The organism is Microbacterium sp. UBA837 (assembly GCF_002296025.1).
In the GTDB taxonomy this organism is placed as follows: Bacteria; Actinomycetota; Actinomycetes; order Actinomycetales; family Microbacteriaceae; genus Microbacterium.
The window spans coordinates 1-21564 of the sequence record NZ_DBHD01000116.1 but is presented as its reverse complement, the minus strand read 5'-3'; the positions used below and the strand labels follow the sequence as shown (position 1 = coordinate 21564).

At 67.8% G+C, this 21564-nt stretch carries 20 protein-coding genes and 2 pseudogenes; 8 read left to right on the top strand and 14 right to left on the bottom strand.

Annotated elements, in window-relative coordinates; translation table 11 throughout:
* The 10 genes and pseudogenes from B3587_RS08895 to B3587_RS08855 form a co-directional block, all read right to left on the bottom strand.
* Positions 1 to 2247: pseudogene (locus B3587_RS08895) on the bottom strand (heavy metal translocating P-type ATPase); the annotation flags it as partial.
* Positions 2248 to 2384: 137 nt separating this feature from the next.
* Positions 2385 to 3209 carry a cytochrome c biogenesis CcdA family protein gene (locus B3587_RS08890; RefSeq protein ID WP_228178228.1) on the bottom strand — a complete coding sequence of 275 codons (825 nt, stop codon included), beginning with the start codon at positions 3207 to 3209 and terminating at the stop codon, positions 2385 to 2387.
* Between the two features lie 29 nt (positions 3210 to 3238).
* Positions 3239 to 3688 (bottom strand): TlpA family protein disulfide reductase, encoded by a 450-nt coding sequence (locus tag B3587_RS08885; RefSeq protein WP_414683131.1) that lies wholly within the window; start codon positions 3686 to 3688, stop codon positions 3239 to 3241.
* A gap of 39 nt (positions 3689 to 3727) precedes the next feature.
* Positions 3728 to 3853: pseudogene (locus B3587_RS15925) on the bottom strand (TlpA family protein disulfide reductase); the annotation flags it as partial.
* Positions 3850 to 5148: an APC family permease gene (locus tag B3587_RS08880; RefSeq protein ID WP_228178040.1), complete on the bottom strand. Its 1299-nt coding sequence runs from the start codon at positions 5146 to 5148 to the stop codon at positions 3850 to 3852. The pseudogene B3587_RS15925 and the gene B3587_RS08880, both read right to left, overlap by 4 nt.
* A 28-nt stretch (positions 5149 to 5176) precedes the next feature.
* On the bottom strand, positions 5177 to 6013 hold the full coding sequence (locus B3587_RS08875; protein WP_228178041.1) for a F510_1955 family glycosylhydrolase: 837 nt from the start codon (positions 6011 to 6013) through the stop codon (positions 5177 to 5179).
* A gap of 79 nt (positions 6014 to 6092) precedes the next feature.
* The gene (locus B3587_RS08870) at positions 6093 to 6578 is read right to left on the bottom strand and encodes a DUF6153 family protein (protein WP_292727951.1); all 486 of its coding nucleotides are present in this window, start codon (positions 6576 to 6578) and stop codon (positions 6093 to 6095) included.
* A gap of 55 nt (positions 6579 to 6633) precedes the next feature.
* Positions 6634 to 8094: a multicopper oxidase family protein gene (locus B3587_RS08865; RefSeq protein ID WP_228178043.1), complete on the bottom strand. Its 1461-nt coding sequence runs from the start codon at positions 8092 to 8094 to the stop codon at positions 6634 to 6636.
* Positions 8091 to 8447 carry an SHOCT domain-containing protein gene (locus tag B3587_RS08860; protein ID WP_228178044.1) on the bottom strand — a complete coding sequence of 119 codons (357 nt, stop codon included), beginning with the start codon at positions 8445 to 8447 and terminating at the stop codon, positions 8091 to 8093. Before B3587_RS08860 ends, B3587_RS08865 begins: the two co-directional genes overlap by 4 nt.
* A gap of 803 nt (positions 8448 to 9250) precedes the next feature.
* Positions 9251 to 9556 (bottom strand): transposase, encoded by a 306-nt coding sequence (locus B3587_RS08855; protein ID WP_228178045.1) that lies wholly within the window; start codon positions 9554 to 9556, stop codon positions 9251 to 9253.
* Between the two features lie 109 nt (positions 9557 to 9665).
* On the opposite strand from B3587_RS08855, the gene cmtR reads away from it, so the two are divergent.
* The 4 genes from cmtR to rhuM all read left to right on the top strand — a co-directional run bounded on the left by cmtR (position 9666) and on the right by rhuM (position 14812).
* Positions 9666 to 10022, top strand: coding sequence for a Cd(II)/Pb(II)-sensing metalloregulatory transcriptional regulator CmtR (gene cmtR, locus B3587_RS08850; protein ID WP_195691741.1), 357 nt, complete (start codon positions 9666 to 9668; stop codon positions 10020 to 10022).
* Positions 10019 to 10774, top strand: coding sequence for a cation transporter (locus B3587_RS08845; RefSeq protein WP_228178046.1), 756 nt, complete (start codon positions 10019 to 10021; stop codon positions 10772 to 10774). The genes cmtR and B3587_RS08845 overlap by 4 nt, the downstream gene beginning before the upstream one ends.
* A 251-nt stretch (positions 10775 to 11025) precedes the next feature.
* On the top strand, positions 11026 to 13770 hold the full coding sequence (locus B3587_RS08840) for an AAA family ATPase (RefSeq protein ID WP_228178047.1): 2745 nt from the start codon (positions 11026 to 11028) through the stop codon (positions 13768 to 13770).
* Positions 13771 to 13882: 112 nt separating this feature from the next.
* The gene (rhuM, locus tag B3587_RS08835; RefSeq protein ID WP_228178048.1) at positions 13883 to 14812 is read left to right on the top strand and encodes a virulence protein RhuM/Fic/DOC family protein; all 930 of its coding nucleotides are present in this window, start codon (positions 13883 to 13885) and stop codon (positions 14810 to 14812) included.
* A gap of 9 nt (positions 14813 to 14821) precedes the next feature.
* On the opposite strand, the gene B3587_RS08830 is transcribed toward rhuM, so the two are convergent.
* Positions 14822 to 15001: an excisionase family DNA-binding protein gene (locus tag B3587_RS08830; RefSeq protein WP_228178049.1), complete on the bottom strand. Its 180-nt coding sequence runs from the start codon at positions 14999 to 15001 to the stop codon at positions 14822 to 14824.
* Between the two features lie 134 nt (positions 15002 to 15135).
* Between B3587_RS08830 and B3587_RS08825 the strand changes: the two genes are divergently transcribed.
* From B3587_RS08825 to B3587_RS08815, 3 genes are all read left to right on the top strand, one after another.
* Positions 15136 to 15762, top strand: a complete 627-nt coding sequence (locus B3587_RS08825) for a hypothetical protein (protein WP_228178050.1) — start codon at positions 15136 to 15138, stop codon at positions 15760 to 15762.
* 424 nt (positions 15763 to 16186) lie between these two features.
* Entirely contained in the window at positions 16187 to 17029 is an 843-nt protein-coding gene (locus B3587_RS08820) for a sulfurtransferase (RefSeq protein ID WP_228178051.1), read from the top strand.
* 60 nt (positions 17030 to 17089) lie between these two features.
* On the top strand, positions 17090 to 17431 hold the full coding sequence (locus B3587_RS08815) for a YciI family protein (RefSeq protein ID WP_228178052.1): 342 nt from the start codon (positions 17090 to 17092) through the stop codon (positions 17429 to 17431).
* A 15-nt stretch (positions 17432 to 17446) separates the two neighbouring features.
* Here B3587_RS08815 and B3587_RS08810 read toward each other — a convergent pair whose 3' ends face one another.
* Together B3587_RS08810 and B3587_RS08805 are read right to left on the bottom strand one after the other, a co-directional pair.
* Positions 17447 to 18769: a flavin monoamine oxidase family protein gene (locus B3587_RS08810; RefSeq protein WP_292727944.1), complete on the bottom strand. Its 1323-nt coding sequence runs from the start codon at positions 18767 to 18769 to the stop codon at positions 17447 to 17449.
* Positions 18770 to 18812: 43 nt separating this feature from the next.
* Entirely contained in the window at positions 18813 to 20507 is a 1695-nt protein-coding gene (locus B3587_RS08805) for an ABC1 kinase family protein (protein ID WP_292727943.1), read from the bottom strand.
* 56 nt (positions 20508 to 20563) lie between these two features.
* Here B3587_RS08805 and B3587_RS08800 point away from each other — a divergent pair, with 56 nt between their 5' ends.
* Positions 20564 to 21094 carry a hypothetical protein gene (locus B3587_RS08800; protein WP_292727941.1) on the top strand — a complete coding sequence of 177 codons (531 nt, stop codon included), beginning with the start codon at positions 20564 to 20566 and terminating at the stop codon, positions 21092 to 21094.
* Position 21095: 1 nt separating this feature from the next.
* On the opposite strand, the gene B3587_RS08795 is transcribed toward B3587_RS08800, so the two are convergent.
* Positions 21096 to 21564, bottom strand: a 469-nt coding sequence (locus tag B3587_RS08795; RefSeq protein WP_292727939.1) for a hypothetical protein, incomplete at its 5' end; no start/stop codon positions are given.

The following is a 21564-nucleotide window of genomic DNA, read 5'->3' as shown; positions in this document are numbered from 1 at the left end:
GGCGACGACCCATCCCCAGTCGGGGCGCTGTTCGCCGGGGTGAGGTCGAGGCTCCGCAGCAGCTGCGCGTTGAGGGCGACCACCACCGTGGACAGCGACATCAGGATCGCCCCGACGGACACGGGGAGGACGAATCCGATGGGAGCGAGGACGCCGGCGGCGAGGGGCACGGAGATGAGGTTGTAGCCGGCCGCCCACCACAGGTTCTGCTTCATCTTCCGGTAGCTCGCTCGGGACAGCTCGATCACCGACAGCACGGACCGGGGATCGTCGCTGGCGAGGATCACGCCCGCGGAGGCGATGGCGACGTCGGTGCCGGCGCCGATCGCGATGCCGACGTCCGCTCGGGCGAGGGCGGGCGCGTCGTTGACGCCGTCTCCGACCATCGCGACGCGCTTGCCTTCGGCCTGCAGCTCGGCGATCTTGGCGGACTTGTCCTCGGGGCGCACGCGCGCGAACACCCGGTCGATGCAGAGGTCCTCGCCGACCGCGTGGGCGACGGCTTCGGCGTCGCCGGTGATCATCACGACCTCGATGCCGAGGGCATGGAGCGCGTCGACGGCATCGCGCGACTCGGGACGGACCTCGTCGGCGAGCTTGAGGCCGCCGATGGCCCGACCGTCTCGGACGACGTGGAGGATGATCGCGCCTTCCGCTCGCCACGCGTCGGCATCCTCGATCTCGTTGAGGCCGAGCTCTTCGAGGAGAGCGGGGCCGCCGACGCGGACTTCATGGTTCTCGACGGTCGCGGTCACCCCGACCGCGGGGGACGAGGTGAAGCCGGCAGCGGACGGGATGGTCAGATCCTTCTCGCGGGCAGCTCGCACGATGGCCTTGGCGAGGGGGTGTTCGCTGTCGGCTTCGGTGGCGGCCGCGAGTGCCAGAACGGTCTCGGCGGAGTCGGAATCGGCGGTGGAGATGCCGGTGACGGTCGGCTCGCCCTTGGTGAGGGTGCCGGTCTTGTCGAACAGGACCGCGTCGATGGTCCGCATGCTCTCCAGGGCGAGGCGGTCCTTGACGAGAACACCGCCGCGGGCCGCGCGCTCGGTGGCGATCGACACGACCAGGGGGATGGCCAGACCCCGCGCGTGGGGGCACGCGATCACCAGCACGGTGATCGTCCGGATCACCGCGGTGTCCGGGTCTCCGACGAGCGTCCAGACGAGCGCGGTGAGTGCGGCGGCACCCAGCGCGAACCAGAACAGCCAGCCGGCGGCGCGGTCGGCGATCCGCTGCGCCCTCGAGGTCGAGTTCTGCGCGTCGGCGACCAACCGCTGGATGCCGGCGAGGGTGGTGTCATCGCCCGTAGCGGTGACCTCGACCCGCAAGCCTGAATCTGTTGCGACGGTTCCGGCGGTCACCGTGTCGCCCGCGGTCCGGCTGACGGGGCGGGATTCGCCGGTGACCAATGGATTCGTCCATGTCGGCGCGGCCCTCCACGACCCTGCCGTCCGCGGGGACGCTGCCGCCGGGGCGGACGACGACCACATCGCCGAGTCGGAGGTCGGCGGGGGAGACGGTGACGACCTGGTCGCCTTCGACGCGTTCCGCTTCGTCGGGCAGGAGCGCGGCGAGGGAGTCCAGTGCGGAGGTGGTCTGCGCGAGGGACCGCATCTCGATCCAGTGGCCGAGCAGCATGATCACGATCAGCAGCGCGAGCTCCCACCAGAACTCGAGCTCACGGTGGAGGAGTCCGAGGGTGGCGCCCCAGGATGCGAAGAATGCGACGGTGATCGCGAGACCGATGAGGAGCATCATCGCGGGTTTGCGGGCTCGGAGTTCGCTGACCGCGCCGCTGAGGAACGGCCAGCCGCCCCAGAAGTACATCACGGTGCCCAGCACGGGAGAGATCAGCTGTGCTCCGGGGAACGAGGGAACCGAGTAGCCCAGGACCATCCCGAACATGCCGGAGAACGCCACGACCGGGACGGCGAGGATCAGGTTGATCCAGAACAGCCGCCGGAACTGGGCGACATGATGTGCGCCATGTCCGGCGTGCCCGCCATGGCCCGCATGCTCCCCGTGGTCGGCGTGGCTGTCATGACCGGCATGCTCCCCGTGGCTGTCATGTGCACCGTGGTCGGCGTGCGCGTCGTGGTCGGCGTGCGCACCGTGGTCGGCGTGCGCCTCATGGCCGCCGTGTCGGGCGTGCTCGTCGTGGACGGCCGCGTCGGTCGGCTTGGCCGCCGGGTCTGGGTGGTCGGTGGTGGTGCGCGCGTGGTGGTGGTGCGCGTGTGGGTCGATCATGGTGTGCTCCCTCGCTGTGGAGTGGGATGGGTGATGCCCACTCGTCCCTCACAAGACTTGCTCACCCCAACCACGATACCCCCTAGGGGTATTCCCTCGGGAGGGGATCCACGTCGGGTGCGGGGACTGCTGTGTCGTCAGATGGGGAGGGGGACGCTCAAGAACACGCCTTGCAGGTTCGACATCAGCGCGGTCCACAGGCCCGTGACCATGAGCGTGCCGAGCGCGATGAGGAGTGTTCCGCCGATGATGTTGATCAGGCGGATGTGGCGGCGCATCACTCCGACGGATCGGGTCGCCCAGCCGAATCCGAAGGTGAGGAGGATGAACGGGATGCCGAGACCGAGCGAGTATGCGAGGCCGAGGAGCGCGCCGCGTGCAGCGGATGCCTGATCGAAGGACATCCCGAGGATGACGGCGAGGGTGGGGCCGATGCAGGGTGTCCAACCTATGCCGAGAGCGATGCCCAGCAGGGGGGCTCCCGCCAATCCGATCCTTCCGCGCACGCGTGGCCGCATGGTGCGTTGCGCGAACCGGAGGCCGCCGATGAAGACCACGCCCATGATGATGATGAACGCGCCGAGGACGCGGGTGATCGGGTCGGCGTATTCCAGGAGGAGCCTTCCGGCGGTGCCGCCGAGCATAGCCACGCTGATGAACACGACGGTGAATCCGGCGATGAACAGCACCACGCCGATCACGACACGGTGCCGACCGGTCGTGAGAGCCGCGGTCGGAGTCGGAGCGGCGGATACCGGGGCGGCCGCGGTCGGGCCGTGGCACTCCGCGTCGCTGGTGCTGTCCGGCTCGTCGAGGTGTGCTCGAGGCGCGGGTGTGTGTGTCGTGCGGGGTGCTGCGGCGGCGCCGATGTAGCCGAGGTAGCCGGGCACCAGGGGAAGGACGCAGGGGGAGAGGAACGATACCAGCCCGGCGAGCACGGCGATCGGGATGGCGACGAGCAGGGACCCGCCGGCGACGGCGTCGACGAGGCTCACGATTCGTCCAGAGTCTCGGAGATGATCGTCTTGAGGACCGAGGCGCTGCTGAGCTGGCCGATGACTCGGGCGGCGACCCTGCCCTGCCGGTCCAGCACAATCGTTGTCGGCACGGCGTTCAACGGAGTCCTCTCCGCGAACGCGAGTTTCACGGACGCGTCGACGGTCGCCAGGGCACTGGGGTAGGTGACTCCGTAGGTGTCCGCGAACGCGGTCGCGGCGGCAGCGCCGTCGTAGATGTTCACGCCGAGGAAGGACACGTCTTCGTCTGCGAACGCCTCGTGCGCGGCTTCGAGCTCCGGCGCCTCGACACGGCACGGCGCGCATGCGGCGTACCAGAAGTTCACGACGAGGACATCGCCGGCGTACTCGTCGCTGGTGACGGCGTCGCCGGTGTCGAGCACTCCCTGGAACGTGACGGGTTGACCGCGGTCTGCTGTGGGGATCTCGACGACCCGGAAGCCGTCGGCGGCGATGAACCCCTTGTTGTCGCCCGCCCGGTACTGGTCGGAGAGGGGGTTGTCGGAGCAGGATGCCAACGAAGCTGTGAGGGCGAGCGCCGCGCCGGCCGCGGTGAGGCGCCGCAGTGTCGTCGTTGTGCGTCGGGTCATCGGCCGCTCGTCTCGGTTCGGTGCCGACGGGTGACGACCCATGCCTGTGCGGCGAAGATCACCGCGGCGAGGCCCGCCGCGACGCCGACGGTGAGCAGGTCGGACTGCACCTTGCTGATCGTGAACGCGGCGAGGATCGCGACGTCCAGCACGATGGTGGCGATGGGCAGCCAGCGGTGCGCAATGATCTTGTCGCGCAGGCGACGGAGCACTCCCCATTGCACGGCGATGTCCATCGTGAGGTAGAGGAACACGCCCAGCGCTGCGATACGGCCTAGGTCGAACACCGCGGTGAGGACGATCGCGGCCCCGGCAGTGATCAGCAGGGGCTGGTGGGGCACCCGCGCGGGAAGCGCGGGTGCCTGCTTCATGTCCTGCAGCATCCCGTACAGGCGCGACACGGAGAACAGGCTGGCGAGCAGTCCGGAGAGGGTCGCGATCACCGCGACGGCCACGGTGATGCCGACGCCCCACGCGCCGAACAGCGGGTGGGCTGCTTCGGCGAGGGCGTAGTCGCGGGCATCGATCGCGCCGGATGCTCCGATGCTTGCCCCGACCGACAGGGTGATCAGCAGGTACAGCACCGCGCAGATCGCGATCGAGATCATGATGGACCGGGCGATGTTCCGTTTGGCGTCCTTCAGGTCATCGCCCTGATTGGTGATCGTCGTGAAGCCCTTGTATGCGAGGACACACAGCGCGACGGCAGCCACCACCCCGAGCAAGCCGTCTCCGCTGTCCGAGCCGTCCGAGAAGAACCCCGCGCCGGTGGCGGCTGCGCCGATGAGCCCGGCCGCCGCGAGTACTGCGATCCCGACGATCTTCAGGACAGCGGTGACCAGCGCGGAGCGTTCGACGAGCTGGTTGCTGACGAGGTTGACCACCGCCGCGGCCGCGATCGCGATGACCCCCAGCAGCGGCACCAGCACGACGGAGTCCTGGAGCCCGAAGGGTCGCAGCAGGTAGGTGCCGAAGGTGCGGGCGAGGAGGCTCTCGGCGACCACCATCGACACGTACATGAACAGCGAGAACGACCCCGCGACCACGCCCGGGCCGTAGGCGTCTTTCAGCAGCATGGCGATGCCGCCCGCCGACGGGTTCACGCTCGAGTACCGCGCGTAGGCGTACGAGCTGACACCGGCTACGGCGGCGCCGGCGATGAACGCCACCGGGAACCAGTCGCCGGCGAGTCCGGCGACCTGCCCGACCAGCGCGAAGATGCCCGCGCCGATCATCACCCCGGTGCCCAGCGCCACCGAGCCGACGAGACTGATCTTCGTGTCCTGCTCGCTCACGTGCGCCTCCCGAATCGCAGGCCCCGGATCACTGGTCGCCGCCGAGGAGCCGGAGCCCGCTGTCGTCGGCCACGGCGATCTCTCCCGACGAGGTGAGAGCGATCGCCTGCGCCTGGCCGTCCGCGCTGCCCGCTTCGACCCACGATACGGCGGCGTCCGCGCTCGTCCAGATCGTGCCTTCGACGTCGACTCCGACCAGCGTCGAGTGGTCGGGGGATGCCGACAGTAGATAAAGTGTCGGCGCATCCGGGACGGGCGCGAAGGTGACTGCGCCGTCCACGCTGAACAGAACCCCGCCGGGGGTGGTGGCGTAGACGGTGCCGGTGTCGTCGACGGTGAGCGCGTACGCGGAAATGTTCGCGCCCGCTGCTGTCCAGGTCGAACCGCCGTCTGTGCTGGTCAGAACGGCCGGCTCGTCGGTCGAGAGCCCGTACAGGGTGCCGTCGGGTCCGGCGGTCAGGGCGTGGAAGTCCTTCTCGCTCGTGTACGCGATGGGGGACCAGGTCTGGCCGGCGTCGTCGCTGCGGATGATGCCGAGGTGCGGGGATCCCCACTCTGCGGGGGTGTTCGCGCCGGGGTGGCCGGACGCGACGAAGGCGTCGCCGGTGACGGCGAGCCCCATCGCGTCGAATTCGTACCCGCCGATCGGGTCCCCGATGCCGCCGTCGGCATCGACCGGGAGGAGACCGTCGTGGGTGCCGAGGATCGTGGTGCCGGTTGCCGGGTCGGTGATGATCGCGTGGACGTGGGTGGACAGGGCGGACGAGTGGTCGTCGCCCGCGGTGGTGGTCTGTGCGGTGCAGGCGGTGAGGCTGAGGGTGGCGACAGCGGCAATGGCCACCGCCGCGCGAACGCGGAAGTGCATGAGGGTTCTCTCGATCAAGGTGAAGGGGTGGCGCCGAAACGGCGAAGACCAGGCGAGCCCGACAAGTCGGGCGCACCCCTCACGTGCGACTGATCGAAAGCGCCGTCAGATCCGGCGAGGAGGGGCGCGCACTCGCGCGCATCGCGCCCACAAGTCGGCTGAGGGCCATCGCAGCGACGCCGATGCGCACCTCTCTGGGCAGAGCTCGAACGGCGAGCAGAACGATGAGGATCAGCGCGGTCACGCACATCGCCGCGACATCATGGCTGCCGACCGTCGCACACCCCGCGCAGTCGGCGCTGAGATCGGCCGGCGCCGACAACGGTGCCGACGCGGCCACGGATGCCGACACGGCAGCGGCGTCATGGCCTCCCCCTGTCGAGTCGGCCGCGATCAGCGTCGACGTCGTTTCGGTGTGTGCTGTCGAGGACCCGGTCCACAATGCGTGCATGCCGACCAGCCCGGCCATCAGCAGCGACACCACGATCACGGCGAACCACCGGCGGGAGGCGCTGCCGCCACCCGCTGCGTTCGACCACTCGTTCATCCGCTGCCCCTTCGGCACCCAGCCATCGTAGCCGGGCTCGCCCGGCGGGCGAGCCCGCGGGGCGAGCCCGGGGTTACGCGGCGTCGACGACACCCATCATGCCGAGGTCTTCGTGGTCGAGGATGTGGCAGTGGTAGACGGTCTGGCCGGGGAACCGGTCGAACGCGATCCGCACCGTGACCGACGTCCCCGCGGGCACGTCGACGACGTCTCGGACGTCCACACCGGTAACGTCGGCGCTTCCCGCGCGGAGGACCTGCATCGGCCAGACGTGCAGGTGGAACGGGTGGTCCATCGGCGACACGTTCACGATCGTCCAGTCCTCGACGGTCCCGATCGTCACACTCTGATCGGTCCGGCCCGCATCGAACGCGCGCCCGTCGATCAGGAACCGCATGCCCGCGCCGCCGCCCATGCCCATGCTCATCGTGAGCGTCCGCGTGCCGTCGACCGCAGTCTCGCGAAGGTCGCGGCGGGTACTCACGACCGGGTCGGCGACCACGGGGGGCGTCGCTCCGGCATCCGGGACCACGGTGAGCACGACAGCCTCGGGCGACGTCGTGGAACCGCCGCCCATCATCCCCATCCCCGCCTGTCCTCGGTCGTAGGCGGCAGCCACCAGGTCCGTCGCCGCTGTGGGAGTGGTGATCACGACATCGGCGCGGTTCCCCGGGGCGAGGACCAGCCGATCCGCGGACTGTGGGGTGCGGCGGTGTGAGTCGATCCCGCGCACCCGGGCGTCCAGGTCGCCCAGTCGCAGGTCGAGGTAGCGGCTCGTGCACGCGTTGACGATCAGGAGTCGCTGCTCCGATTCCGCGGGCGCGGGAAGCGTCGGGGAGGGCTGGCCGTTGACCAGCAGCACCTCGCCGGTGCGTCCCAGCATCCGCTCGACTCCCGACACCGACGCGACCGCACCATCTGTGATCGTCACGTCCGAGACGACCACGACCCGCGGCGGCGCCTGGGACCAGTCCTCCTCGTCCACGATGATCGCACCGTACAGGCCGGCGAACACCTGATCGGCGACCAGCTCGTGATGATGCGGGTGGTACCAGAACACTCCGGCCGGGTGATCGTCCGGGAGCTGGATCTCGTAGTCGAAGCTCTCCCCGGCACCGATGCGCAGGAACGGGTTGTCGCTGTTGTCGGATGCCGACACCAGCAGACCGTGCGTGTGCAGATTCGTCGGGTCGGTGAGGTCGTTCTGCAGCCGCACCCGCAGGAGATCACCGGGACGGAGGTGAAGCGTGGGTCCGGGAACGGTGCCGTTGTAGGTCAGCATCCGCACCGACGCGCCACCGACCTCCACCTCCCGCTCGGCCGCCTGCAACGTGACATCGAGCACACCGTCGACCGACTCCAGCACCGACGGCTCGACCCACCCGGCCGCCCCCGACGTCGCGGTCGCCGTTCCGCTCCCGGAGGTCTGCGATCCGACCGTCGTCCACACCAACCCGGTCGCGCCGATGCCGAGCGCGCCCACACCGAGAGCGCCGATCGTCAGAGCCTGCCGGCGTGTGATCCCCCCGCTCATGCGCCGTTGAGAGTACGCATACGTTCGTTGAACTCATCCGTGTCGATCTCACCGCGCGCGTACCGCTCCTCGAGGATCCGCCGCGCCGACGACACCTCAGCCCCTGGGGCCGGCGTGCCGACCGCGGGAGGTGCGGCGGCGGGCGGGGCCGCGTTCGTGCGCGTGCTCAGCCGGATCGCCACGAACACCAGCAGCCCGATCCCGATCAGGATGAGGATGCCCCACAGCCAACCCCAGCCCCAGCCCATGCCCATCCCGAAGCCCATGTCGTAGCCGCCGTCGCCGTCATCCCACATCATCAGAACACCACTCCTTCTGGACAGGTCACCAAGACCTGCGATGACCTCGCGCATACCCTGTGTGGGTATCGAGGACACGTCCACCCTACGTCCGATACGGACGGCGCAGGTCGGGACGAACGTCCCGACCTGCGGCCGCGCACGGGCTAACACTGAGTGGCCGGAGACGTGATCGACGCGGGTGGTAGCCTGGCCGCACATCCCCGGGATCGCTCGCCCGAACGGCTCCGGCACGTGGGAAACGTTTGGGAAGAATCGACCGCAAACGACCGTCACTGAGCACAGCGTGGAATGCAGTGATTCCGCGGAATCATGCGGGACTGTGGCCGTCGAAATGTTGGAAATGTCGAACCTTCAGAGTTCAAATCCCTCCGTCTCCGCCATGAAAGCCCTTTCCGACATTTCAGAGCATTGCTCGGTCACGCTCGACGACGGAAACTAGCGCTAATCTGGCCGTTTGAGATTTCAAAGACGAAGGGATCGCGCTTCTCAATCGGGAGCTCTCCCGCGAGATTCCGCAGTTCTTGCTGTTCCAGCGGCCGCTTGGGAAGAGTTTGGGAAGAGCTGGAGACGGAGGTGTCTGGACCCTCGGTTCACGAGATCACTCGGCAGCGGCGTCGTCTTGTCGGACCGCGTGGTGAACGGCGCCCATAGACGCCGTAGTTCTCCGCATGCAGCCTCGCGACCTCCGGCACCAGCAGTTCGTCCTTCAGCTGTCGGGCCGACGGGGCGCGGTCTTTCGCGCCGCGCGGTAGCCGCGGGAGGTGAGGAAGCCCTGCACTGCCGGTCGCAGGACACGGCAGATGAGCTCGACCCGAAGCGATCCCGGTACTCGTCGATGAACCGGATCATCTCGGTCAGGGGCGGTCGAGCTCCTTCGCGAAAAACACGCTCGCAGCCTTGAGGATCTCGTTCGCCTTCCGCAACTCCGAGACTTCCTTCTCCAGCTGCTTGATCCGTTGAGCGGCGTCGGTCGAGACGCCTGGCTTGGTGCAGGCGTCGACCTCGTAGCGGCGCCGCCAGAGGCGCAGCGTCTCCGGGCTCATCCCGAGCAGACCGGCGACATGACGGACCGCGCTCATCATGTTCGGGTGCTCCGGCCGCGCCTCGGCGAACACCCGCAACGCACGCTCACGCATCTCCGGCGAGTACTTCCTGTTCATCGAGTTCCATCCTTGCTTGAAGAACGGAACGAAAGTGCAGCCGATTCACTCTGCCAGCCGGCTGAAGTGCGACTACGTGATAGGTCAGCACAAACTGTATAGTCATCGCGTGCTGACTATTGCCACGCGAGTGGATGTGATGAACCGGCTCGGCAGGGCCATGGCGGACCCGACGCGTTCACGGATCCTGATGACTCTGCTGAATGGGCCAAGCTACACGGCTGTGCTTGCGCGGGAGCTTGAGCTGACCCGGTCAAATGTGTCCAACCACCTGGCGTGTTTGCGTGACTGTGGCATCGTGGTCGCCGAGCCTGAGGGCCGGCAGACCCGGTACGAGATCGCCGATCCGCATCTTTCCCACGCGCTGACCTCGTTGCTCGAAGTGACGCTCGCGGTGGACGAGAGCGCACCGTGTATCGACCCGGCCTGTACCGTTCCTGGCTGCTGTGTGCAGGATGTCCAATGAGCGCGGCGATCACGGCTGATCGCCGCGTGACGCTGCACCGGCGGGTGCGACTGATCGTCGCGTTCACGATCACCTACAACATCCTCGAGGGCATTATCGCGGTCGCTGCGGGTGCGGCCGCGTCGTCGGCTGCGCTGATCGGGTTCGGTCTGGACTCATTCATCGAGGTCCTCTCGGCCGTGGCGGTGGCATGGCAGTTCACCCGGAAGAATCCCGAACGGTGGGAGAAGCCGACCGTCCGGGCGATCGGCATCGCGTTCTTCGCGCTTGCCGTGTACGTCACCGTCGACGCGATCATCGCCCTCGCCGGCGTCGAACCGGTTGAGCACAGCCCGCTTGGCATCGGTATCGCGGTCGCGAGCCTTGTCGTCATGCCCGCACTCGCGTGGTTCCAATTCCGGACCGGCCGCGAACTCGGGTCCAAGAGCGTCCAGGCAGACGCCAAGCAACTGCTGCTGTGCATCTACCTGTCCGGCACCGTGCTGATCGGCCTGCTGCTGAACTCGCTCTTCGGCTGGACGTGGGCCGACTCGATCGCCGCACTGATCATCGCTGCGCTCGCGATGCGCGAGGGAATCGAGGCCTGGCGCGGCGACATCGAATCACCGTTCGAATCCGCGTCGTCCCAGTGCCGCGTTGCTATTGCCCGGCCGATGGAGTGCCCGCCCTGCTCCGGGCGACTGCGGGCACCTCGCTGGAGCAATGAGTGGGCCTCCCCGCTGCCGAGCTACCGAAACGCGACCGCGAGATGATCGCTCTAGGCTTCCGAACGGACTCGCCGCTGCGAGACAGGGGGCTCCGACACATCGCGACGCAGTGCCGCGACGAGGTGACCGAACGGCGAAGACGAGCATCGAACTGATCACCTGGCGAATGACGATGCACGCAGGCATCACGGGATGACCGCGGCCGGTCCGCATGCACAAATCTGCATCCGCCGCCACTTGGCTACACTTCGGAAAAATCCCTGGATAATCGAGAAAACCGGTCGTACCCTGGCGCCATGAGAGGTGGCCTGGAGCGTTGGAAACGGGGTGCTAATTCGCGCGGGGTCCGCCACGCGATCGCGTACGCGATGGAGGGCACCTGCGATGCTCACCTCCCGCACCTTTACGGTGTCGAAGCGCTCGAGAACTACAGCGATGTCTCAGGTGCGACCGTATCGAGATTCATCGTGGAGAACGGTGCCATCTCGAGCGACGAGTTGACCGCCGGTGGACTCCGCGTATGGCTGACCGGCCACGATCCGATCACGGGGGAGGAACGAGGCCGTCAGCGGTTGAGTCCCGACGCTGACTTGGTGCTCGACGGGACGATCAATCACCCGAAGTCCTACAGCATCGCCGCGCTTCTGCATCCTGGGCTCGCACGAGAGTTCGAAGCGCTGCAGGACCGGCTGAGAGACCAAGTGCTCCTCACCTGGCAGCGGCAACTCAATGCCCGACGTGGACACAACGGGCTCATCCGCGAAGACAGCACCCGGCTCGAGGTTGTCGAGTTGCAGCACCGCCGTTCGCGCGCGCTTGACCCGCACATCCATCGTCATCTGTGGCTCAACGTGAAGGTGCTCGGCGCCGACGGCAGGTGGTCGAACGTCGACTCCCGAGTCGCGATGAAGCTGCACACCGTTGTGAATGCCGAAGGTGAGCTTGCTGCGCGCACCGATCCTGAGTGGATCGCAGCGCTGGCCCGCCACGGCTACACGATCGGGATCGACGGCGAGATCGCTGAGCTGGCCGCTACCGTGCGCCCGCTGTCTCGTCGGTCCGCGCAGATCGAAGCCAACCGTGCACGCCTGATCGCTGAATGGACGTCTGCTCACGGCGGGTCCGCGCCCAGCATGGACGCGCTGACGCAGATCGATCGGCGCGCGTGGGCGGTGTCGAGGCCGAACAAGCCCCAGGGCCTCGATGAAGGCTCGTGGGAAGCAGTCGTGCGCGACGAGATCGCCGAGATCGATCAGACCCTGCGCCAGGAGCGCGCCACGGTCGAACTCGATCACGTCGATCCTGCGGTGCTCGATCGTGACCTGCTCGCGGCGATGGCGATCGTCGACGCGGACGGGCGCTCTGTGGGCTCCAGTGGGCGATTCAGTGCTTTCGACGTGCGCGCCGGCGCCATCCGCGCGCTCTCACGCAGTGGAATCGTCGCCGCGCGTGCCGACCTCGATCAGGTGATCGACGACGTCACCGCACGAGCGCTGCGCGAGTCGGTCGACCTCGGAGGCGGGGCCGACGCCCCCGCGCACGTCAAGGTCTTCATGGCGACCGAAACGATGAGGTCGAAGATCTTCCTCTCGCACCGGCTCGACCGAATCGCAACGCCCGGACGCTCCCTCCTCCCCACCGAACTGCGAAAGCAGGCCGGTGGGGAGTGCGGCCAACTGGACTCGGCGCAATTCGTCGCCGCAGCCGCGATCGCCGGAAGCGACGGCCTGGTCGCCGTCACCGGGCCGGCCGGTGCAGGCAAGACGACCATGCTGCGGGTCGTCTTTCGCGCGCTGAGCGCGCAACGCCGACGCATGCTCATCGTCGCGCCCACGCGCAAGGCGGCTTCGGTTGCAGCGCGCGAGGTCGGCGCGGCCGCAACCAGCATCCACGCGCTCCTCGCGGATCACGGATTCCGGTGGGGCACGGATGCCGCGGGTGCCACAACCTGGCATCGACTGTCGATCGGCGACGTGGATGCTGCTACCGGAGCGATCTACGACGGCCCGACGAGCTTCGTCCTGCGCGCGCGGGACCGCATTGTCGTCGACGAGGCCGGCATGGTCGACCTGCAGGTCGCGAACGCGCTCGCAGAACTCGCCCACGAGCGCGGTGTCGGCGTCGCCATGGTCGGCGACCCTTATCAAGCCCTCCCCGTCGGACACGTGGGTGCCATGGCTGCCGCCGTCCGGCACGCTTGCGCCGCGGTCGAGCTGGACGCGGTGCACCGATTCGCGGATGCCGAGTACGCGGCCCTCACGCTCGAGCTGCGGCATCCCGACGATGCCGAGCACGCGGCGCGTATCGCGAGCCGACTGGACGAACGCGGGCACCTGACACGAGTCGACCATGCGGAGGATGCCCATCGGCACATGATCGACGCCTACTTCGCATGGCAGGCGCGCGGCAAGCGTGTCGCGCTCGTCACCGGCGCCAATAGCGACGCCGGCGCACTCAACGACGAGATCCAGCAGCGGCGGGTCGATCGCGGGGAACTGGACCCGACCGTTCTCGCGTGGGGCATGGGGGAGCAGCGCATCCTCGTCGGCGACACCGTTCAGACGCGCCGCAACGATCGTCGTGTGGGGGTGGAGAATCGCGCCACCTGGGTCGTCAGCAAGATCGCCGAAGACTCGCTGCTGCTGCGATCCGTCAACGACAGCGGGGATGTGCGCAAGGTCACACGCGACTACGCGTTCGAGCACGTGCAACTCGCGTACGCGTCGACCGTGCACGGCATACAGGGCGAGACGGTGGATGCTTCGATCGTCGGCCCTGACGTGGACGCCGCCGGCCTCTACGTCGGCCTTACCCGTGGACGCGAGCACAACGAGGTGGTCGCTGTCGCACACACCGGCCGCGCCGCGCGCGCGAACGTCGCGACTTGCATGCTGCGCGGCAGCACGGAGTTGACGATGCAGGATGCCGTGCGTGCAGCCCGGGCAGAGATGCAACGGGCTGCGCAGGTTCGAGATCGACACGATGCCTTCGCGCGCGGGCCTCACGTTGCGCCGAGCGCGGGGCGCGGGATGTCGATCTGACGGTGCTGGTCCTGATTGTCGCGCTGACGCCGACCACGGGGCGTCAGATGTCGGAGCGACAGACCCGGTGCGATCGTTCTGCGTTGTCGGCCGCTCGTGGTGAACTAGGCGAATGAGGTCGGCGATCGAGATCTTCGAGTCCACGGATGGTGTGGTGTCCCTCGAGCTGCGCACGGAGGGCGAGACCGTGTGGGCTTCGCAGGCCGATATCGAGCAGCTGTTCGGGATCGCGCGATCGAGCGTCTCACGTCACATCAGCAACATCATCCGCGATGCCGAGGTCGATGCCGAAAGCAATTTGCAGAAAGTGCAAATTGCTTCCTCCGACCGTCCCGTGACGCTGTACAGCCTCGACGTGGTGCTGGCCGTCGGGTACCGGGCGAACTCGGCGCGAGCTGTCGAGTTTCGTCGCTGGTCGACCGATGTGCTCAAGCGGTACATGCTGAAGGGAATCGCGACCAACGAGCGCCGGCTCCTGGAGCTCGACTCGCTTGTGAAGGTGCTGTCACGCTCGACGGACCAGCTTGTTGCTGGCGTCGCAGAAGTCGTCGCGCGTTACCTGCCGAGCCTGCGCGCGCTCCGCGACTACGACGAGGGCGAGATACCCGTTGTTGACGGCGATGTGCCGACCTGGACGCTGACCTATGACGAGGCGCGGGCGGTGATCGACGAAGTCGGGGCGGAGTTTCCGGCCGACGCGCTGTTCGGCGGCGAACGGGGCGACGCGTTGCGCGGTGTGGTGGCGACGATCTATCAGGGATTCGGGGGAGTGGACCTATACCCGACGGTGCAGGAGAAGGCGGCGAATCTGCTCTACCTCGTCGTGAAGGACCACCCGCTCACCGACGGGAACAAGCGCAGCGCGGCGGCGCTGTTCGTGCACTTCCTTGCCCGCAACCAGGTGCTCGACGACGCGCGCGGCGTGGCGCGGATCTCCAACAACGCGCTGGCAGCGATCACGCTCATGGTCGCGATGAGCGACCCGAAAGAGAAGGAACTGATGATCGCCCTTCTGGTGAGTATGCTCGCCGGCGAAGGCTGACCCAAGTAGTCAGGGCTCGACGCCGAAGATCCGCAGCAGCGCGGCTCTCGGGATCATCCGTCGGGGACCCAGCTGGACAGTCGGGATCGTCCCGCTGTCGATGCCGAGCTTGATCGTGGGGTAGTCCACGCCGACGAGTTCTGCAGCAGCCTTCATCGTCAACGCGAGCGACGTCGATGTCTGGTTCATCGTTCCATCTCCCATGGTTGTGCGCAGTGTGTGACAGCACTTGCGCACACCGTACACCCAAACTGAGCAATGCGCGACATGAATTCTTCACGTCACGCATTGCCCTCCAGAATTGTGCATGGCAGACTCGCCGCATGACCGAACTTGTCGTCGAGTCGATCGCGCCCGAGAGAGTCGAGGTGGGCGATGGCATCAGCATCCCGACTGCCTGGGACGTCATCGTGACGGGTGAGCCCGGCGTGCCTGGCGCCATCCGACTCCACGGCGAATATGACGACGCCCTGCGTCGCGCGGTAGCCGCGACAGTTCGTGTCGACCGCGTCGGCGAGGGCGATGAGGTCACGGCGCAGGTGCTGCGCGAAGCGCGGGTCCAGTGGCTCGTCGCGGCATCCGCGTTCCGGATTGTCACGGTCGCACGAGAGGGCGGCGAGTTCCAACCGCTGTCGTCCTATCTCGCAGACGTGAGAGCACACAGCGATCGCACGCCGACCGAAGCTCGCGACCAGGCGATCGTCCTCTACCGGATTGCATCCACCATCAATCTCGCTCCGCTCAAGTTCGTCTCGGACTACCTCAACGTGAGCGTCAGCACTGCGACCCGGATGATGGCTCGGGCGCGCCAGCAGGGGCTGGCTGCAGATCTGATCACCCGTGAGACCTACAACCGCATGCAGCAGGACGAGCAGCGACGGATGACGGGACCCCACCGCGTGCCGGGCTCGAGTCCCTCGCGTTCCTCTGGCCCCTCGATGGGCATGTGACCTCTGCGTCGCGGCGACCTGCTGGATCCACGAGCGTGAGCGGCGTAGCCTTGACTGAGCGAGGAACAGCCACGCGGCGGCGTTTGCGGCCCGGTTGACTCCCCGATCTCCACAGATTCGATGTTGAGAATCTCCTCCGTCGGATCGCCCACATATCGCCCGCATTTGCCGTGAATGTGGGCGATTCTTCTTGCATGTTCCTGTCGGCGCATGCCCTCGACAGCGGCAGGATTCCGCGGTTTTCGGCGTCGAATGCGGGTCGTTCACATGCCCAAAGCCTCTTTCGATTCCCCCCATCTCCACCACGGCACACAGAAGATGGATGCCGAAGCCGCTGTCACACTGTCGGAGTGAGCCTCCTGGGCCGTGCGATTGCGCTGGTCCGGGAGGCTCTTCGTTTTCGCGCGCATGCGAGGATCCTGCTATGCCTAGCTCCCCGCTCATCTCGGCCCACGAACTTCACGATCTTCTCGAGGCGGGGCCCGGCATCCGGCTTCTTGACGTGCGCTACCGTCTCGACAAGCCAGACGGTCGGGACGACTACCGCGCGGGGCACCTCCCGGGTGCCGTATACGTCGACATGGACACCGAACTTGCCACGCACGGTGCGCCCTCGGAGGGGCGGCACCCGCTCCCATCTCGCGCGACGCTGCAGGATGCCGCCCGCCGCTGGGGTCTGCACGCGGGAGACGCGGTGGTCGTCTATGACGACTTCCGTTCGGTGTCCGCGGCGCGCGCCTGGTGGCTGCTCCGCGGCGCCGGCGTCAGCGACATCCGTGTTCTCGACGGCGGCCTGTCGGCGTGGCGGGCGACTGGACTCCCGCTCGAGACTGGCGACGTTTCACCCGAACCAGGATCGATCTTGTTCGACGGTGTGGAAGAGGGCATCTCGATCGATGAGGCTGCAGCCTGGCCGCAGCGCGGAGTACTGCTCGACGCGCGTGCGCCGGAGCGCTACCGCGGAGAATCTGAGCCGTTCGATCCCGTTGCCGGGCACATCCCCGGCGCGGTGAATCTGCCCGCAGACGCGGTGCTCGATGGTGCGAGCTTCGCGCCACCCGCGACGATTCGCGCAGCTTTCGAGAGTGTCGGAGTTAGCGACCTCACATCGGTCGCTGCGTATTGCGGGTCGGGCCTCACGGCGGCGCACACGGCGCTTGCCGGTGCGGCGGCAGGCCTGGATGTGGCTGTCTATCCCGGATCTTGGAGCCAGTGGTCCAATACGGCGGGCCGCCCGGTCGCGACGGGCGCCGAGCCGGGCGCCTGAGGAGCAGACGCGGCAGCGAAGGGGCTGGATCGCGATCACGCCCGGTGCCACACTGCTCGCATGACGAAGTTCATGATCTCGTTCCCGAGTTCGGCCATGGTGGTTCCCGATGACGAGTGGGAAGCCGTGGGGGAAGCCGCGCACGCCGTGATCCGTGAGGCCAAGGCTGCTGGAGTGTACGTCTTCGGTGGCGGTGTCAACGAGAGCATCGCGCCGGTGACCGTCGACGGCGAGGGCGTCGTGACTGAGGGTACCTATCCAAGCACCGGTGACCTGTTCGGTGGCTACACGATTATCGAGGTGCCGACGGCGGCCGAGGCGTACGAGTGGGCGGCGAAGATCGCGGTCGCGTGCCGCTGCCCGCAGGAAGTGCGCGAGTTCCAGTACGACCCCGAGTCCTGAGGGCCGGCTTCCGCGTCAGCGCCAGAGCGTGTCGATCGGGATGTCGTGACCTGCGATCCGCTCGGCGGCGCGATGGCCAGAGAACATCGCTGCGGGCACCGTTGCGGGATCGTCGGTCCAGGTCGCCTCACCAGCCAGGTGCAGCACGCCGCCGATCGGCGTTGCAAGGTCGTCGTGGTCGGCGGTCGTCGACCCGAGCGTCATGTACGCGTAGGAGCCGCGGGCGAACGGGTCGTCGTGCCAAGACGTGATCGCAACGCTCGTCGGTTCGACGACGCGATCGCCGTAGAGCCGGCGAAGCTGCGTGAGGATGTTGGCGACGATGCGCTCGGCATCCCACCCGGCGACCTCGCGGGCCGTGGGGCCGGCGGCGAACGTCAGCAGCGTCGGCGTGCCGTGCAACGCTGTCAGGTCGTACCAGGAGTGCCAGGCCCGGCTCTCGGGGCCCTGCTGACGGATGGCGTACACGCCCTCGTCCCAGAACTTCGTGGGGAAGCGCAGGAACACCTTGTCGAACGCGTTCATCGTCAGGCGCGAGAGTGCGCCCGCGACCGGCTCGGGCAGCGGGGGGCGGATGACGAACTCGTCCGACCGCAGCACACCGACCGGCACCGTGACTACCGCGGTCTCGCCTTCGAACACGCCTCGATCGGTTGAGACGACGACGCCGTCATCCGACCAGTCGACGCTCGTGACAACGTGCTGGAGATGGATGTCGAACCCGTCGGCCAGCCGCGTCGCGAGCACGTCGTACCCGTCCGGAAACACGACCTCATCTCCCTCGATCGCGTCGTCGTCGAGGCCGTGGGCGGCGAGGTCCTCGATCCAGGCGCCGTACTGCTCCTCGGCGCGGTGCTCGAGATACTCGCGCACCCGCTGGGTGCGCTCGGCGTCCCAGCCCTGATCGGCCAGTGCCTGCTCGGTGACATCCCGGTACGAAGCCTCAGGGGCGGATGCCGCGATCACCGCGAGCAATGCCGCATCGACCGTGTGCACGTCGTCCGCAAACGCGCGGGCCTCAGCATCCGAGAGTCGCACGCCGTCCGGGCCGTAGTAGGCGATCGGCCGGCTGTCGGGCTGGTAGCCACCGACGGTGAACTCCACCGTGCGCATCCCAAACGCCTCGGCCGCCGCGGCGACGGGGCTGTCGGTGATGCCGTGGATCCAGGAGGCGCCGAGATCGGTCACCTCACCATCCGTGCGATCGGTCTGCACGCGTCCGCCGACGCGGTCCCGGGCCTCGAGGATGACGACGGTGCGGCCCGCCGCCACGAGCAGCCGTGCGGCGGTGAGCCCCGCAATCCCGGCGCCGATGACAACAGTGTCGAAGCGTTCCATGCCCTGATTCTGCACTGTCCGGATGCTCGCGGGCAGCAGGATGTCAGGGGCGGCGCCCCAGCAGCGCATCGACCGCCGCCGTCACAAAAGACGCGGCAGCTCCGATAGCCAGTGCGACCCCGGCGGCGACGGGGGAGAGCGATCCTCCCTCGAACGGCGGGAGCACGAACATGACGAACGATGCGACAGTCAGCATCCCGCCGAGGATCACGGTCGAGACGCGACGGATGACGCCCGTGACGACCCGGCGATCACGATCGTCGGCGAACAGCCGGATCTTGACGGTGAGTTTGCCGTCGGCAAGATCGCCGACGATGGTCTCGATCCGATCGGGGAGTCGCCGGAGGCGCGGGAATGCGCCGAGCGCGGACCGCCCGATCGCCCCTGCCAGAGCCCGCGGGCGCAATTGGGAGAGGATGAGCGCCTGCGCTGCGTCGCGGGACTCGCCGATGACATCCATCGTCGGTGCCGCAGTGCGCAGGGTCCCCTCGAGGATCGCGAAAGCGCGGCCGGCGGCGACGAGGTCTGCGGGGAGGGCGCTGCCATAGCGGGTGAACAGGTCGCTGGCGTTGTCGATGGTTCGGAGGGTGATGCGGGAGCCGCTGCCGAGATCGTGGGTGACGAACTCCGCGAGCGCGCGCCGGAATCCGGGCTCGTCGGCGGGGTTTGCCAACGGCATGATCGCCAGCGCGGCATCCGCGACCCGGCGTGTGTCGCCCTGCAGGAACGCGATCGCGAGGTCCTGCACCGTTTGCCGCAGGTCCCGGTCCAGGCGCCCGACCGACCCGAAGTCGATGAGCGCCGGCGTGCCCTCGGGATCGATGATGACGTTGCCCGGATGCAGGTCGGCGTGAAAAACCCCGTCGATCACGAGCTGGCGCAAGAAGCTGCGCAGAACCGTGCGCAGGGCATCCTCGATCTCGTCGCTCTGCCCCTCGCGCCGCAGCGCCGTGATCGTCTCGCCGTCGATGAACTCCATCGTGAGGACGCGGTCGGTGGACAGATCGGGGAAGAACCGCGGGATGCGCACCTCGTCACGAGCCGACCGCGCCGACTGGGCGAGGCTCTCGAGGTTGCTTGCCTCACGCGCAAAATCGGCCTGATTGCGCAGATCCTGGGCGTATTGCTTGGCGATGTCGAGCGCGCCGAACTGGCGGGCCTGCTTGATGCGACGGGTCGCCCAGCCGGCAAGCCGCAGCATGATGTCGATATCGCAGTCCAGCAGGGCACGGATGCCGGGGCGCTGCACCTTCACGGCCACGACGGTGCCGTCATCCAGCGTCGCCCGGTGCACCTGGGCGATGGATGCCGCAGCCAGCGGCTCCACGTCGAAGGTTGCGAAGCGGCGGCGACGCTCGCCGAGCTCGCGTTCGAGGAGCTCTTCGATCTGCGCGGGGGGAGCGGGGTTGACTTCCTTCTGCAGGCGCGAAAGCTCACGAACCCATTCGGAGGGAAGCACGTCGTCGCGGGTAGACAGGAGCTGCCCGGCTTTGATGAAGCCGCCGCCTGCCTCTTCAAGTGCCTCCCGTAGCCCTTGTGCCTGGCGTGCTCGAACCTCGGCCGTCGCCGGATCGTAGCTGAAGTCGAGCTTGCGGAAGGGCAGGAGGCCGTGGCGCCGGGCCAGTCCCCAGATCTGCCGGAACCGGGCGCGACGCTGTCGCCAGGTCAGGGGCTTCTCGCCCGCCGCGGCGGCAGCGAGGTCCGAGAATCGGGGTGGCGCGAACAGCGACGAACTCACGGTCCGATTCTTCCGTGTCTTACGGCATCCGGGGTCACCCGGGCTACGGTGGGGCCATGACCGATACGGATGCTGAGACCTCGACCTCCCTCACGTCGGGATCAGTGCTTCCCGGTGTTGAGATCGTCGCGGCCATCCGCCGTGTCGCGACGGTGACGGCTCTCGCTCTCCTCGCTTACATGACCTTCACGCGAGGCAGCGCTGGCGCATGCGTCGGCGGAGTCGGCGCGGACGGCGGCTACATCGACGCGAATGGCGATCCGACTGACACGGTGCCGCAGTGCATCTCGCTGACGTTGGAACCGAGCCCGGTCGTCATCATCGCCGTTGTGCTCACCTTCATCGTCGCGCTCACTCTCGTGATCCGACGAGCACAGACCGTACCGGCGGCGCGGCGGATCCTCGACCGCGCAACCATTGTGATCCTCGCCATCGCCGCGGTGTCGCTGGTCGTTTCGCTCGTCTGGTTCGGACTTCTGCCCATTCGCGACTGGAGCCCCGACGGTCCGTGGGGATTCGTCTTCCCCTTCCCGTTCGGGGCGGTCGATCTCTCCATCAGCCCGATGCAGGCATCCCTCGGCGGCTAGCTCAGGCTCGGTCGCGGCGCGGGGTGGCGAACCACGTCGCAAGAGCGAATGCGCCGACGACGCCGAAGGTCAGCCAGGTCAACGCAGCGCCGACCCAGCCGGTGACGAAGAAGCCGAACATGAGCGCTGCGAACCACAGCAGCGCCACGAGGGCGAGCGTCAGGAGCGTGAGCAGGATGCCGCGCAGCGGTGCCCGTGCGAACAGGCCGAAGCCCCAGGCGGTGCGCTGCGGAACCCCGAAGACGGCAGGCAGCATGATGGCCGCGACTGCCAGTGCCGGGATCACGAGCCACGAGGCGACCACAGCGCTCGCCGAAACGGCCACCGTCAGCAGAAGCACCGCGAGCCACTCGCCCCAAGTCGGCCATCGCCTGCCAGCCCCGAGTGCCGACCGGAACGCGGCAGCAACCAGCGCGACGCTGGCCACGACACCGGCGAGCGACCCAAGCGCAAGCAGCACGAAGACGACG

Bases quoted from the DNA above. Each gene is read 5' to 3' on its own strand.
- B3587_RS08800 (WP_292727941.1), top strand. From the start codon at position 20,564: ATGACCGATACGGATGCTGAGACCTCGACCTCCCTCACGTCGGGATCA.
- B3587_RS08810 (WP_292727944.1), bottom strand. From the start codon at position 18,769: ATGGAACGCTTCGACACTGTTGTCATCGGCGCCGGGATTGCGGGGCTC.
- B3587_RS08865 (WP_228178043.1), bottom strand. From the start codon at position 8,094: ATGAGCGGGGGGATCACACGCCGGCAGGCTCTGACGATCGGCGCTCTC.
- B3587_RS08830 (WP_228178049.1), bottom strand. From the start codon at position 15,001: ATGAACCAGACATCGACGTCGCTCGCGTTGACGATGAAGGCTGCTGCA.
- B3587_RS08855 (WP_228178045.1), bottom strand. From the start codon at position 9,556: ATGAACAGGAAGTACTCGCCGGAGATGCGTGAGCGTGCGTTGCGGGTG.
- B3587_RS08860 (WP_228178044.1), bottom strand. From the start codon at position 8,447: ATGCGCGAGGTCATCGCAGGTCTTGGTGACCTGTCCAGAAGGAGTGGT.
- B3587_RS08825 (WP_228178050.1), top strand. From the start codon at position 15,136: ATGACCGAACTTGTCGTCGAGTCGATCGCGCCCGAGAGAGTCGAGGTG.
- B3587_RS08845 (WP_228178046.1), top strand. From the start codon at position 10,019: ATGAGCGCGGCGATCACGGCTGATCGCCGCGTGACGCTGCACCGGCGG.
- B3587_RS08820 (WP_228178051.1), top strand. From the start codon at position 16,187: ATGCCTAGCTCCCCGCTCATCTCGGCCCACGAACTTCACGATCTTCTC.
- B3587_RS08815 (WP_228178052.1), top strand. From the start codon at position 17,090: ATGACGAAGTTCATGATCTCGTTCCCGAGTTCGGCCATGGTGGTTCCC.
- rhuM (WP_228178048.1), top strand. From the start codon at position 13,883: ATGAGGTCGGCGATCGAGATCTTCGAGTCCACGGATGGTGTGGTGTCC.
- B3587_RS08875 (WP_228178041.1), bottom strand. From the start codon at position 6,013: ATGCACTTCCGCGTTCGCGCGGCGGTGGCCATTGCCGCTGTCGCCACC.
- B3587_RS08840 (WP_228178047.1), top strand. From the start codon at position 11,026: ATGAGAGGTGGCCTGGAGCGTTGGAAACGGGGTGCTAATTCGCGCGGG.